Below are 12,959 nucleotides of genomic sequence, written 5' to 3' on the forward strand. Positions count from 1 at the left end.
AGCCGGCTGTGGTTGCGGATTAAATTCGGGATCCGCCGTCGCTGCCGGTCACCATTCTGTGATCCTTTTGCGGCTTCGGAACCTTCGTGGCGAAAGCACCGTTAGGTGTCGTCAACTCTGAGTTTGCCTTCAGCAGAATCGGCGAGGGGATGCCGCAGATCTTCTCGAAAAACGCCAATGGCGTTGCGCGCTTTGTCATCTGGGGAAGTTGTGCAGTTCTGCTGATCGCCGCGGCGATCGGGACAATCCTTCCCCGTTCGGACCTGATAACGGGAGTAGGTGAGCCATTGGCGCAGCCGGTGCCGTTCAGTCACAAGCACCATGTCGGCCAGCTCGGCATCGACTGCCGCTATTGCCACAACGGTGTCGAGACCTCGTCTTCGGCGGGTCTGCCGGCGACCGAAGTCTGCATGACGTGTCATTCGCAGCTTTTCACCAACGCCGAGATGTTGGCGCCCGTGCGCGCAAGCCTGGCCAGCGGCAAACCGATCGAATGGCAGCGCATCAACAGCGTACCCGACTTTGTGTTCTTCAATCACGCCATACACGTCAACAAGGGCGTCGCCTGCGAGACCTGCCATGGCGAGGTCGACCAGATGCCGCTGACCAGGCGAGCGCATACGCTGAGCATGGAATGGTGCCTCGGCTGTCATCGCAATCCCGGACCCAATCTGCGTCCGCCGCGGGACGTGTTCCTGATGCACTGGCAGCCACCTGAGGACATCGCCGAGATCAGGCGACAGCTTATCGGCATGCTCGACATCCATCCCGAGACGATGACGGATTGCTATGTCTGCCATCGCTGAAGGAAAGGCGCGGCCCGCTATCGACATCGCAGCGTTGCGCCGACGGCTGACGAGCGGCCGCGACATGTGGCGCAGCCTCGACGAGATTGCCGGCACGGTGGAATTCCGGCGCTTCGTCGAAGCCGAATTTCCGGCAATCGCGGAGCGCCTGCCGGCCAGGCCGAACCGGCGCACGCTGCTGAAGCTGATGGGCGCTTCGCTGTCGCTTGCCGGGCTGGCCGCCTGCAGCAGGGCGGAAAGCATCGTGCCTTATGTGCGCCAGCCGGAAATGCTGATCCCCGGCAAGCCCGCCTACTACGCGACAACATTGTCGAGCGACGGCTTCGGCATCGGCGCGATCGTCGAAAGCCATGAAGGGCGGCCGACCAAGGTGGAGGGCAATCCGGATCATCCGGCGTCGCGCGGCGCAACCGACGCTGTGATGCAAGCGGCAGTGCTGACGCTGTTCGACCCTGATCGCTCGCGCACCCCGCTCAAGGATGGACAGCCGGCATCCTATGGCGATTTCCTCAAGGACATGGCGGCACTCGTCTCGCGCTGGACGGCCTCACAAGGACAGGGCGGAGCCCTGCTGGTTGAAGCGACTACCTCGCCGACTCTTGCGACGCAGTTGGATTCGCTGCGGGCACGCTATCCGAAACTGAAAATCCATCGTCACGACCCGTTGGCGATATCGGCGGCGGCGAAGGCGTCACATGCACTGTTCGGATCGGCGCTGACGCCGGTCTACCGCTTCGATCGTGCCGAAACGATCGTCAGTCTCGACGGCGATTTCCTGGGCGAGGGGCCAGGGCGGCTGGCTTACGCGCGCGACTTCGCGGCGCGGCGACGTGTGCGCAGCCCGAACGACGCGATGAGCCGGCTCTATGCGGTGGAATCGACGCCGACGATCACCGGCGCGGCGGCCGATCATAGGATAGCGATACGGCCGAGTGAGGTCGAAGCCGTGGCTGCCGGGCTTCATGCCACGCTGGAAGGCCAAGCCGGGGCTTTCGTAGCGCCAATCGACCAGACTCCGATCGACGAGCCATGGATGAATGCGCTGGTCGATGATCTGAAGGCCGCCGGCGGCGGCGCGCTGGTCGTGCCGGGTGCGCATCAGAGCGTGTTCGTTCACGCTGCCGCGTTTGCCGCCAATGCGAGGCTTGGCGCGCTCGGCAATACGATGGAGTTTATCGCGGCACCGGATGCGCTGCAGGTCGATGGCGATCTGGAGGCGATGTGCGAAGCGATTGGCCACGGGGCGATCGACGCGGTCATCGTGCTCGTCGCAAATCCGCTGCACACCGCGCCGGCAGGCCTCGATGTGCGCAAAGCCTTTTCCGGCCTGAAGCTGCTTGTCCATCAGGGGCTCTATCGCGACGAGACGGCATTCCTGGCGCATTGGCATGTGCCTGCGGCGCATGAACTCGAGAGCTGGAGCGACATCCGAGCCTATGACGGCACGGCCTCGCTGGTGCAGCCGCTGATCAGGCCGCTTTACGATGGCAAGACCGGGCATGAGCTGCTCGCCGTGCTTGGCGGCCAATTCCAGACTGATCCGCTGTCGCTTGTCCGGCAGCATTGGGCAGAGCTCGATGATGACACGTGGAGAAAGGCTCTGCGCGACGGCGTTATAGCGAGCAGTGCCGCCAGGCCGGCATCCGTTACAGTGCCGCCGGATCTGGCGGGACTGAAGCCGGCGGCAAACGCGGGCAATGGCATCGAGGTCCGCTTCGTCGCTGATCCGTGGCTGCGTGACGGCCGCTTTGCCAATGCGTCGTGGCTGCAGGAGCTGCCGCGACCGCTGACCAAGATCGTGTGGGGCAATGCTGCGCTCATATCGCCCGCCACTGCCGAGCGACTGAAAATCGAAAACGGCGATGTCGTCAATGTCGCCTCAAATGGCGCGGACGTCGATGCTCCGGCCTGGATCGCGCCCGGCCATCCGGACGAAACGATAACGCTTTCCTTTGGCTTCGGGCGAAAGGTCGGTTCCGTTGCCGCGCTGTCGGAAGGCTACGACGCCTTCCATTTGCGCCGTGGTTCGGAATGGTTCGCGACCGGCGCGGCCATCGCGCCCCGCAAGAACAGCATGCGCGTCATCACCACACAGCTTCACCAGGCGATGGAAGGTCGCGCCATCGTGCGCCACGCCGCGCTCGACGCATTCCGGCAGAACCCGGATTTCGTGCGCAAGGATGCGCCGCCGGCGCCGACGGAATCGCTTTATCCCGAATGGCGCTACGACCAGGAAGCCTGGGCGATGGCGATCGATCTTTCGGCCTGCACCGGCTGCATGGCCTGCGTTTCGGCCTGCCAGGCCGAGAACAACATCGCGCCGGTCGGGCCGGAGGAATGCGAGCGCGGCCACGAGATGCACTGGCTGCGAGTCGATCGCTACTATGCCGGCCCGGTCGACACGCCGGACGTCTTCTTCCAGCCGGTGCCGTGCATGCATTGCGAAAAGGCGCCCTGCGAGGTGGTGTGCCCGGTCAACGCCACCGTGCATACGCATGATGGGCTGAATGCGCAGGTCTACAACCGCTGCATCGGCACGCGCTATTGCTCGCAGAACTGCCCCTACAAGGTGCGGCGCTTCAACTTCCTCGACCACCAGTCGTTCGACAAGGACGAAGCTGGGCCGGAGCAGGGCGTGCACAATCCGAACGTCGGCGTGCGCTCGCGCGGCGTGATGGAGAAATGCACCTACTGCGTCCAGCGCATCAGCGCCAAGCGCATCCAGGCGCAGATCGAAAATCGCGACATCGCCGATGGCGAAGTGGTCACGGCCTGCCAACAGGCCTGCCCAACCCAGGCCATCACCTTCGGTGATCGCAACAGGAAAGACGCAAAGGTCGTTCGGGAGAAAAGCGCGCCGCAGAACTACGCGTTGCTGGAGGAGCTGAACACACGGCCGCGCACCTCCTATCTCGGCAAAATCTCCAATCCGAACGGCAGGCTTGCCAGGCCAAGCGAGGCGACCGATGGCTGAAGCCGGCGCGAACAGCTCGGCTGTCCTGCGCGGCCGCCACGACTTTCCCGAGATCAGTGGGCGCATCGGCTCGATCGTGCTCAACGGCCGCCTGCCGCGTCATTTCTGGACGGCGTTCTTCCTTTGCTTCCTGCTCGTCCTGCTGCTGCTCTACTCGATCACTTACCTGATCGCCGTCGGTGTCGGCGCCTATGGTATCGACATTCCGGTGGCCTGGGGCACGATGATCTCCAACTTCGTCTGGTGGATCGGCATCGGCCATGCCGGTACGTTGATCTCGGCGGTGCTCCTGCTGTTGCGCCAGCCATGGCGCGCCTCGATCAACCGCTTCGCCGAAGCCATGACGCTGTTCGCCGTCGCCATGGCGGGATTGTTTCCGATCCTGCATCTCGGCCGGCCGTGGTTCTTCTACTGGCTGCTGCCGCTGCCCAATGTGCATATGCACTGGCCGCAATGGCGCAGCCCGCTCGTCTGGGATTTCGCGGCGATCGCGACCTATGCGACCGTCTCGCTGCTCTTCTGGTATATGGGTCTGCTGCCGGATCTGGCGGTGCTGCGCGACCGCGCGAGAGCAAGGCCGGCGCAGCTCTTCTACGGCATATTGGCGCTTGGCTGGCGCGGCTCGGCCTATCATTGGTCGCGCTATCAGGTTGTCTATTTCCTGCTAGCCGCCCTGGCCACGCCGCTGGTCGTTTCGGTCCACTCGATCGTCTCGCTCGACTTCACCTTCGCCATCACGCCCGGCTACCACTCGACGATCTTCCCGCCCTATTTCGTCGCCGGCGCGCTGCTCTCAGGCTTCGCCATGGTGCTCACCATCGCCATTCCGCTGCGTTGGGCTTTTTCGGTCGAGGACCTGATCACGGTCAGGCATATGGACAATGCCGCCAAGCTGATGATCGCCGCCGGCATGGTCGTCGCCTATGGCTATGTCTCCGAAGCATTCTTCGCCTGGTATTCGGGCGAGCCCTACGAACGCGCCATGATGGCGCAGCGCGCGCTAGGTCCCTATGCGCCGCTGTTCTGGACGATGCTCGGCCTGAACTGTGGCGTGCTGCAGTTGCTGTGGGTCAGACGCATCCGCCGCAACATGCCGCTGCTGTTCGCGATCGCCATTGCCATCAACATCGGCATGTGGATCGAACGCTACATCATCGTCGTGACGGGGCCGAGCCGCGACTACCTGCCGTCTGCCTGGGGCGAGCAGTCGCTGACCTGGCTCGACTTCGGCATCCTCTTCGGCTCGATCGGCACCTTTTTCGCGCTGGTCTTCCTGTTCATCCGCATCCTGCCGGCGATCACCATCTTCGAGGTCGAGGAACTGGCTGAGGAGGAGGGCAAGCTCAGATGAGCCTCTACGGTCTCGTGGCTGCGTTTGCCGCACCCGAAGCGCTTGTCGAGGCAGCCCGCGGCATGCGCGAGCGCGGCTACCGGCGCATGGATGCGTTCTCGCCGTTTCCGCTGAAGGAATTGGATGAGATACTGGAAATCCGCGCCACGCGCCTGCCTTGGGCCGTGCTCGCCGGCGGGATCGCCGGTGCCGCTCTTGTCTATGCGCTGATCTGGTACTCCGTCGAGATCGACTATCCCATCAATGTCGGCGGCCGGCCGCTGCATTCCTGGCCGCCTTTCGTCGTCATCGCCTTCGAGGCCGGCATTCTCAGCGCAGCCTTCGCCGGCTTTCTGGGTGTGCTCGCGGCCAACGGCCTGCCCCGCTACTATCATCCGGTCTTCAACGCCGAGAGCTTCAGCTATGCCCGCGGCGGCAAGTTCTATCTGCTGATCGAAGCGGCCGATCCGAAATACCGCAAGGGCGTGACCCGGGGCCAGCTGACGCGGCTCGGTGCCGAGACGGTCGAGGAGGTCGAAGCGTGAGCCGTCTCGGCCTAACGCTTCTGCTCGGTGCGCTAGCGGTCGCCGGCTGCCGGCAGGACATGGAGGACCAGCCGCGCTACGATCCGCTGGAGGCGAGCAACCAGTTCGCCGACGGCATGTCGGCACGCACGCCGGTCACGGGCACTGTCACACGCGACGCCGATCTTTCGCCTGTCCCGGACAAAATCCCCTATCCGATCACGACCGAGCTGCTACAGCGCGGCCAGCAGCGTTTCGACATATTCTGTTCGCCCTGTCACAGCCGCACCGGCGACGGCCACGGCATGATCGTCCAGCGCGGCTTTCCGGCGCCGCCAAGCTACCATCAGGATGCGCTGCGCAAGGCCTCGGACCGCCACTTCTACGACGTCATCACCAACGGCTACGGCGCTATGTACTCTTATGCGGCGCGCGTGCCGCCGCAGGACCGCTGGGCGATCGTCGCCTATGTCCGCGCGCTGCAATATTCGCGCGCCGCTCCAGTCGCCGAACTTCCGCAAAGCCTGCGCGCGCGGCTTGAAGCGGAGGCATCGCCATGAGCCGCCTCGAGCAGGGTTTTGTGGCGGTCGGCGTCGCGGGACTTGTCCTGTGCGTTCTTGGCGCATCGCTCGATGCCAAAGCGATGCTGGGCGCCTGGGTCGCGGCAGCTATCTTCGCGATCAGCCTGCCGCTCGGCGCGCTGACCATATTGATGGTGCACGGGCTGACCGGCGGACGCTGGGGCGAGGCGGTCCGCCAGCCTTTGCGGGTCATGATCGCGATGCTGCCATTTGCGCTCATCTTGCTCCTGCCGGTGCTGATGAGACTCGACCTTATCTTCCCATGGGCCGGCGCGGATTCCGCGACGCTTTCTGAGAAGGTTCGAGAGAAGCTCACTTATCTCAACGTGCCGTTCTTCCTGCTGCGCTTCGCTGTCTGCGCGGCGATCTGGCTCGTTCTCACATGGGTGGTGCTCGGCTCGACTTCAGAGGATTCCGAGAAAGCTGGCAATGGGAGGAAATATGCTCTTGGCCTGATCCTCCACGCGCTTGCCGTCAGCGTCTTTGCCATCGACGGGATGCTTTCGATCGAGCCGGAATTCACCTCGACCATCTACGCGCTTTGTGAGGCCTCCGCCGAAGTCGTCGGAGCTTTCGCCCTGGCGATCCTTGTGCTGGCCGCAAGACGGGCAGTGGAGGTCATACCCGGTGGCGAGGAAGATGTCGCGCTTAGCGAGGACCTTGCCAACATGCAGCTGGGTTTCCTGCTGACCTGGATCTACCTCGTCTTCATGCAGTGGGTTGTCGTCTGGGGCGGCGACCTGCCCGACGAGATAGGGTGGTACATCATTCGCGCGACGAGGGGCTGGCAGTATCTGCTGTGGCTGCTGATTGCCTTGCAGGCGGCTGCGTTCTCAGGCTCGCTCAGCCGACGGCTCAAGCGCAGCCATGACGGCCTGGTCTGGCTGACGGGGGCAGCTCTTGCAGGCCATTTCGCCGATGTGTTCTGGCGTATACGGCCACCGCTCTTTTCCGGCGGTCTGCTAGCGCTCTGGCATGATGCGGTCGCCTGGACGGGACTGGGTGGGCTGTGGCTTGCGCTGTTCCTCTTCCTGCTCCGCCGGCCAGACAGGATCGTCTGGTGGAGGCGGGAGGTCGCCCATGGCTAAGGCGCACCGCCATTCCGAGACGCGCGATGTCCAGCCGCGGGTACTGCTCGCTTTCGGTGGCGGGCTGCTGCTGTTCATCGCTTTGGCCGCGATCGGCATGACGCTCGCCTTCAACACCACGCCGACATGGCTGCCGGTTCCGACGGAAACCAGTCCGGAAAGCCCCGATCTGCAGACCGCGCCAAGGCAGGACCTGGCAAGTCTTCGCGCCGAGGAGGATCGCCAGCTCAAAATGCTTGGCTGGGTCGACCGCAATGCCGGCATCGCCCGTATTCCGATCGACGACGCCATGTGGGCAATTGTCAGCAGCGGTTTGCCGGATTGGTCGCAGCAGCGATCCGCGACCACTGGAGCCGATAACTGCGCCCTGGTCACAGCGGCCGTTCCCCGCGCTCCGCAGGCCCAGAATTGCCGACGGCAAAGCGGGGCAGGGCGATGAGAAGCTTGTTAGCCGCCCTTTGTCTGTTCGTTGCCGGCGCGGCCCTTGCCGCCGAGCGACCGACATTCGATCCAAAGCTCGGCGCACAGCTGACGCTGGACCGCGAACTGATCGACGCCAGCGGCCGGAAGCTGACGCTGGGCGAAACGCTGGGCGGCCGTCCGGCGCTTGTCATCTTCGGCTACGACAAATGCCCGAACCTGTGCGGCGTCACCCAGCAGGCCGTTGCCTCCGACCTGAACAAGACATCGCTTCGGCCGGCAGACTACCGCGCGCTGTTCATCTCGATCGATCCCGAGGAGACCCCGGCCGACGCGGCCACGGCGCAAGATGACATCGCTTCCGCCGCCGGTCCGGCAGGCCTGCCCGCCTGGCGTTTCCTGACCAGCAGCGATGGCGCAGGCGCAGCGCTTGCCAGCGAGGCAGGCATCACCTTCGACCGGCGCAAAGGCATCGATCAGTTCGTCCATCCGATCGCGGTCATAGCACTTACGCCGTCTGGCCGGATTTCACAGGTGCTGCCGGCGCTGACCTTCACGCCGCGCGATCTCAAGCTCGCGCTGGTCGAAGCGTCGGAGAACAGGCTCGGGTCGATTGCCGATCACATCTTCCTGCTCTGCGCCGGCTTCGACAGTTCGAAAGGCCAATACACGCCAGCGATCTGGGCGGCGCTGAAAGTCGCGAGCCTGGCAACGCTGCTTGGCCTCGGCGCAACCGTGCTCTGGCAGAGCTGGGGGAGGGAAAGGTGAGCTTCGGCATTCCCTTCTTCCCCCAGGAGGCTTCCTCGGAAGCCGGCCAGGTCGATGCGCTGTTTTACACTTTGCTTGCTTTTTCCGTCGTTCTCGGACTGGCGCTGACCGGACTGGTCGTCGGCTACGCGGTGAAATACCGCGTCGGCTCAAAGGCGGATCGAACAGGCAAGCGTTCCCGCAGCCTGCCGCTGGAAATGAGCTGGACGATCGCCAGCCTGATCGTCGCTTTCATCTTCTTCGGCTGGGGCGCCACGCTTTTCGTTCGCCGCGACCATCCGCCGGCGGACGCGCTCGAGATCACCGGACTCGGCAAGCAATGGATGTGGGAGTTCAGGCAGCCAGGCGGCCAGCGCGAGATCAACGAATTGCATGTTCCCGTCGGCAAACCTGTCGTGGTGTCGCTCGCCTCACAGGACGTCATCCACTCCTTCTACGTGCCGGCGTTCCGTGTCAAGCAGGATGCGGTGCCGGGCCGCACGACGCATATCTGGTTCATCGCCACCGAGCCAGGCCGCTACCACCTGTTTTGCGCCCAATATTGCGGCACGCAGCATTCCGAAATGGGCGGCTGGGTGACCGTGATGGCGCCCGAGCAATATGCCGCGTGGCTGAACAGCCAGGGCGAAGGCGAGACGCTTGCCGCGAGCGGCGAGAAACTGTTTCGCGCGCTGGGCTGCTCGGGCTGCCATGGCGCGAGCAGCAAGGTGCGGGCGCCGTCGCTTGACGGCATCTTCGGCCGGCCGGTGGCGCTCGACAACCAGCAGACGGTGATCGCAGACGAGCGTTATCTGCGCGACTCCATCCTCAATCCGAAGAAGGAAATCGCGGCGGGCTATGAACCGGTCATGCCGAGCTTCGACGGCCTGATCGACGAAGGCGAACTGCAGATGCTGCTCGCTTATCTGAAGTCGCTTTCGCCGCAACCAACGGCTGGAGCCATGCCATGACCAACGTGGCGATGCAGGGCACGTATTTGGGGGAGGGGAGCGGGCCTCGCGCGTGGCTGCTGACCACCGACCACAAGCGCGTTGCATGGCTCTACCTGATCTCGCTGACTACCTTCTTCTTCCTCGGCGGCGCCATGGCGGTGCTGATGCGCATCGAGCTTGCGACACCGGCCGGCGACCTCGTCTCCGACGATGTCTACAACCGGCTGTTCTCGCTGCACGGCATCATCATGGTCTGGTTCTTCCTGGTGCCGTCGATCCCGGCGACATTGGGCAATTTCCTTTTGCCGTTGATGATCGGCGCGCGCGACCTCGCGTTCCCGCGGCTGAACCTCGCCAGCTGGTATGTCTTCATCTTCGGCAGCTTGTTCGCGCTGTTTGCGGTGGTGGCGGGCGGCGTCGACACCGGCTGGACGTTCTACACGCCGCTGTCGACGCTCTATGCCAATGGCTGGGTTTCGACCGCGGCGTTCGGCGTCTTCATCGTCGGCTTCTCGACGATCATGACCGGCATCAACTTCATCGTCAGCGTGCACACGCTGCGCGCGCCCGGGCTCACCTGGTTCCGCCTGCCGATCTTCGTCTGGACGCTCTACGCCACCAGCCTGGTGATGGTGCTGGCGACCCCGGTGCTCGCCGCCTCGCTGATCCTGATCGTGCTGGAGCGTGTGTTCGGCATCGGCATCTTCAATCCCGATCTCGGCGGCGATCCGCTGCTCTTCCAGCATCTCTTTTGGTTCTACTCGCACCCGGCGGTCTACATCATGATCCTGCCAGGCATGGGCGTGGTGTCGGAGGTGCTGCCCTGTTTCAGCCGCCGGCCGCTGTTCGGCTACAAGGCCGTGGCGATGTCGTCGATGGCGATCGCCGTCTTCGGCTTCCTGGTCTGGGGCCACCACATGTTCGTCAGCGGGCAATCTTCCTATGCCGGCGTGGTATTCTCGTTCCTGTCCTTCTGCGTCGCGATCCCGTCGGCGATCAAGGTCTTCAACTGGAGCCTGACGCTGCGCAAGGGCGAGATCAGCTTCGAGACGCCGATGCTTTACGCGCTGTTCTTCCTTGCGCTGTTCACCTTCGGCGGGCTGGCGGGGCTATTCCTAGCGTCGCTCGCGGTCGACGTGCATGTCCACGACACCTACTTCGTCATCGCGCATTTCCACTACATCATGGTCGGCGGAATGGTGACCGCCTATATGGCCGGCCTGCATTTCTGGTGGCCGAAGTTGACCGGCCGGATGTATTCGGAAACGGCGGGGCGGATCGCGGCGACCGTCACCTTCGTCGGCTTCAACCTGACCTTCTTCCCGCAATATGTGCTGGGCTTCGACGGCATGCCCCGGCGCTATCATACCTATCCGCCGGAGTTCCAGTTCTGGAACGTGCTGTCCTCGGCTGGCGCGGTGGTGCTGGCGATCGGCTATTTGATGCCGTTGTTCTATCTCGGCTGGTCGCTGTTTCGCGGCGCTCGCGCGACCGACAATCCGTGGAACGCCACCGGGCTCGAATGGCAGACAGGCTCGCCGCCGCCGCCGCATAATTTCGAGACGATGCCGGTTGTGACCCGACCGGCCTATGCCTACGACATGAAGGGGCTTGAGCACGAACGCTTCAGTCCGCATCTGGAGGCAGGCGGATGAGCGGGACCGAGAGCGTCGCCTTCGACACCCCCCAGCGCGAACGGCGCGCCGACAATTTTGCCATGTGGGTGTTCATCGGCTCCGAGGCGATGCTGTTCGGCGCCATCTTCCTGGTGTTTCTTGTCGCGCATATCGATTTCGGTCCGGCTTTCGCCGCGGCGTCGAAACACCTTTCGCTGCCGCTCGGCACTCTCAACACCGCCGTGCTGATCACCAGCAGCTTCACCATGGCGCTGGCCCATATGCTTGCGCTTCACAGACGCTGGCGCGCTACGGTTTGGGCGCTGGCCGCGACATCTGCGCTGGGTATTTGCTTCCTGGCCGTGAAAGGCATCGAATATGGCAAGGAAATCGGGGAAGGCCTGGCGCCGCTCCTTGGCCTGCCGTTTCGCTATGCCGGGCCGGATCCGACCCACGCCGAATTCTTCTTCGGCCTCTATTTCGCGATGACCTCGCTGCACGCGCTGCACCTGATCGGCGGCATCGTCGTCATCGCCGGCATGGTCGCGCTCTGGCGGACCGCCAGCCCTGCCAACCGGCTGCGCCGGGTCGTGGCCGTCGGCCTCTACTGGCACTTCGTCGACATCATCTGGGTGTTCATGTTCCCCGTTCTTTACCTGATCAACCGATGAGCGAACTGCGCAAACTCACCTTCGGCTATCTAGGGCTGCTCGCGCTGCTGGCACTGACGGTCGGCTCGTCCCTTTTCGACCTTGGCGGTTTCAATGTCGCCCTCAACCTGGCGATCGCCGCCGCGAAGGCGGTCCTGATCGCCATGTTGTTCATGCATTTGACAGGCATGTTGCCGCGGCTCGCCGTTGCGGCCGCCGGGCTTTGGCTCGTCATCCTCTTCGGGCTGACGCTGATCGGACGATAAGAGAGCGATATCAATCGCCCTCTGGCACGCCGACATAGTTTTTCGTCTTGAAGAGCCCGGCCAGATGAGCGGCATTGGATGCCGCCATCTTGATCATGCCGACGACTTTTTCAGGCGCGCCGGGAAGATCGACGAAGTTGACGTCACCCATCGCTTCTCCAACCCAGTACACGCCGCCATTGGCGGGAACGGTGAAACCGACGTCGTTGAGCGCCTGATAGCACTCAGCATGGCAGTGATGCGCGCCATCCTCATTGCCGACGATCGCCACCAGCGCCACCTTTCCGGCAGCCGGCATGCGTCCGCTGTCGTCGGTCTCGGACAGGAAAGCGTCCATCCGCTCCATCACGCGCTTGGCCACGCTCGACGGCTGCCCCATCCAGATCGGCAACCCAAGGATGAAGATGTCGGCGGCCAGGATCTTTTCCCGCAGCTTCGGCCAGTCGTCGCCTTCGCCCATATCGGAAAGCACGCCGGGCTTGATGTTGTGGGCAAGAGCGCGGCCGGTTTCGCATGCGATGTCATGCGCGGCCAGCGCCTTCGCCAACTCCGCCAGCATTCTGTCGGTGGAGGATTCTTCCCCGTCCGTCGGCATTTTAAGCGTGCAATTGAGCGCGAACGCTGTGAGCGACATCATATCCTCCTGCCGGCTTCGGGCGACCGTCTCGCCCTGACGATCCGAGCCTTGGATGGTGGCGCTTTCGTAGGAGGGAAGGTCGGTCGGGTCATCAAGTGTCCAACCGCGTGTGCTCCGATATGTTCCTGCGGTTGTCCCGCACCTTTTCGATCTCTTCCGGTTCCTTTTTCGTCGATACCCGCGACAGCCTCGCTCGCCGTTCGACTTGATGTGATCAACTCGTCCCAGTTTGGCTTGAAGAGCCTGCGTGTCGCGGTGCTCGGCGCGCTGTATCAATAGGGTCATTGCCCAAGTCGCAAGGGTGGCGATACCGTGCCAGTCCAAGGTCTTCGGTTCGAAGACGAGCCACGCCGCCGGCTTTGTTGCC

At 63.7% G+C, this 12,959-nt stretch carries 13 protein-coding genes; 12 read left to right on the top strand and 1 reads right to left on the bottom strand.

Annotation, left to right across the window (positions count from 1 at the left end; genetic code table 11):
* Positions 1-86: 86 nt before the first annotated feature.
* From FJ417_RS16955 to FJ417_RS17010, 12 genes are read left to right on the top strand one after another with little or no spacing between them, the layout of a single operon-like run.
* Entirely contained in the window at positions 87-806 is a 720-nt protein-coding gene (locus tag FJ417_RS16955) for a cytochrome c3 family protein (protein WP_140784268.1), read from the top strand.
* Positions 790-3,780, top strand: a complete 2,991-nt coding sequence (locus FJ417_RS16960; protein ID WP_140784269.1) for a TAT-variant-translocated molybdopterin oxidoreductase — start codon at positions 790-792, stop codon at positions 3,778-3,780. The genes FJ417_RS16955 and FJ417_RS16960 overlap by 17 nt, the downstream gene beginning before the upstream one ends.
* Positions 3,773-5,131: an NrfD/PsrC family molybdoenzyme membrane anchor subunit gene (gene nrfD / locus FJ417_RS16965; RefSeq protein WP_140784270.1), complete on the top strand. Its 1,359-nt coding sequence runs from the start codon at positions 3,773-3,775 to the stop codon at positions 5,129-5,131. The genes FJ417_RS16960 and nrfD overlap by 8 nt, the downstream gene beginning before the upstream one ends.
* On the top strand, positions 5,128-5,655 hold the full coding sequence (locus FJ417_RS16970) for a DUF3341 domain-containing protein (protein ID WP_140784271.1): 528 nt from the start codon (positions 5,128-5,130) through the stop codon (positions 5,653-5,655). The genes nrfD and FJ417_RS16970 overlap by 4 nt, the downstream gene beginning before the upstream one ends.
* The gene (locus FJ417_RS16975) at positions 5,652-6,194 is read left to right on the top strand and encodes a cytochrome c (RefSeq protein WP_140784272.1); all 543 of its coding nucleotides are present in this window, start codon (positions 5,652-5,654) and stop codon (positions 6,192-6,194) included. The genes FJ417_RS16970 and FJ417_RS16975 overlap by 4 nt, the downstream gene beginning before the upstream one ends.
* Entirely contained in the window at positions 6,191-7,303 is a 1,113-nt protein-coding gene (locus FJ417_RS16980; protein WP_140784273.1) for a hypothetical protein, read from the top strand. Before FJ417_RS16975 ends, FJ417_RS16980 begins: the two co-directional genes overlap by 4 nt.
* Positions 7,296-7,742 carry a hypothetical protein gene (locus FJ417_RS16985; RefSeq protein ID WP_140784274.1) on the top strand — a complete coding sequence of 149 codons (447 nt, stop codon included), beginning with the start codon at positions 7,296-7,298 and terminating at the stop codon, positions 7,740-7,742. Before FJ417_RS16980 ends, FJ417_RS16985 begins: the two co-directional genes overlap by 8 nt.
* Positions 7,739-8,491 carry an SCO family protein gene (locus FJ417_RS16990; RefSeq protein ID WP_140784275.1) on the top strand — a complete coding sequence of 251 codons (753 nt, stop codon included), beginning with the start codon at positions 7,739-7,741 and terminating at the stop codon, positions 8,489-8,491. The genes FJ417_RS16985 and FJ417_RS16990 overlap by 4 nt, the downstream gene beginning before the upstream one ends.
* A complete protein-coding gene (gene coxB / locus FJ417_RS16995; RefSeq protein WP_140784276.1) occupies positions 8,488-9,441 on the top strand; it encodes a cytochrome c oxidase subunit II in 954 nt (317 codons plus the stop codon). The genes FJ417_RS16990 and coxB overlap by 4 nt, the downstream gene beginning before the upstream one ends.
* A complete protein-coding gene (ctaD, locus tag FJ417_RS17000; protein WP_140710399.1) occupies positions 9,438-11,078 on the top strand; it encodes a cytochrome c oxidase subunit I in 1,641 nt (546 codons plus the stop codon). The genes coxB and ctaD overlap by 4 nt, the downstream gene beginning before the upstream one ends.
* The gene (locus tag FJ417_RS17005) at positions 11,075-11,710 is read left to right on the top strand and encodes a cytochrome c oxidase subunit 3 (RefSeq protein WP_140784277.1); all 636 of its coding nucleotides are present in this window, start codon (positions 11,075-11,077) and stop codon (positions 11,708-11,710) included. Before ctaD ends, FJ417_RS17005 begins: the two co-directional genes overlap by 4 nt.
* Complete coding sequence (locus FJ417_RS17010; RefSeq protein ID WP_140640549.1) at positions 11,707-11,955, top strand: cytochrome C oxidase subunit IV family protein; 249 nt, start codon at positions 11,707-11,709, stop codon at positions 11,953-11,955. Before FJ417_RS17005 ends, FJ417_RS17010 begins: the two co-directional genes overlap by 4 nt.
* A 10-nt stretch (positions 11,956-11,965) precedes the next feature.
* On the opposite strand, the gene FJ417_RS17015 is transcribed toward FJ417_RS17010, so the two are convergent.
* Positions 11,966-12,589 carry an NAD(P)H-dependent oxidoreductase gene (locus tag FJ417_RS17015; protein WP_140784336.1) on the bottom strand — a complete coding sequence of 208 codons (624 nt, stop codon included), beginning with the start codon at positions 12,587-12,589 and terminating at the stop codon, positions 11,966-11,968.
* Positions 12,590-12,959 lie beyond the last annotated feature (370 nt).

Source organism: Mesorhizobium sp. B3-1-7 (assembly GCF_006439385.1).
In the GTDB taxonomy this organism is placed as follows: domain Bacteria; phylum Pseudomonadota; class Alphaproteobacteria; order Rhizobiales; family Rhizobiaceae; genus Mesorhizobium.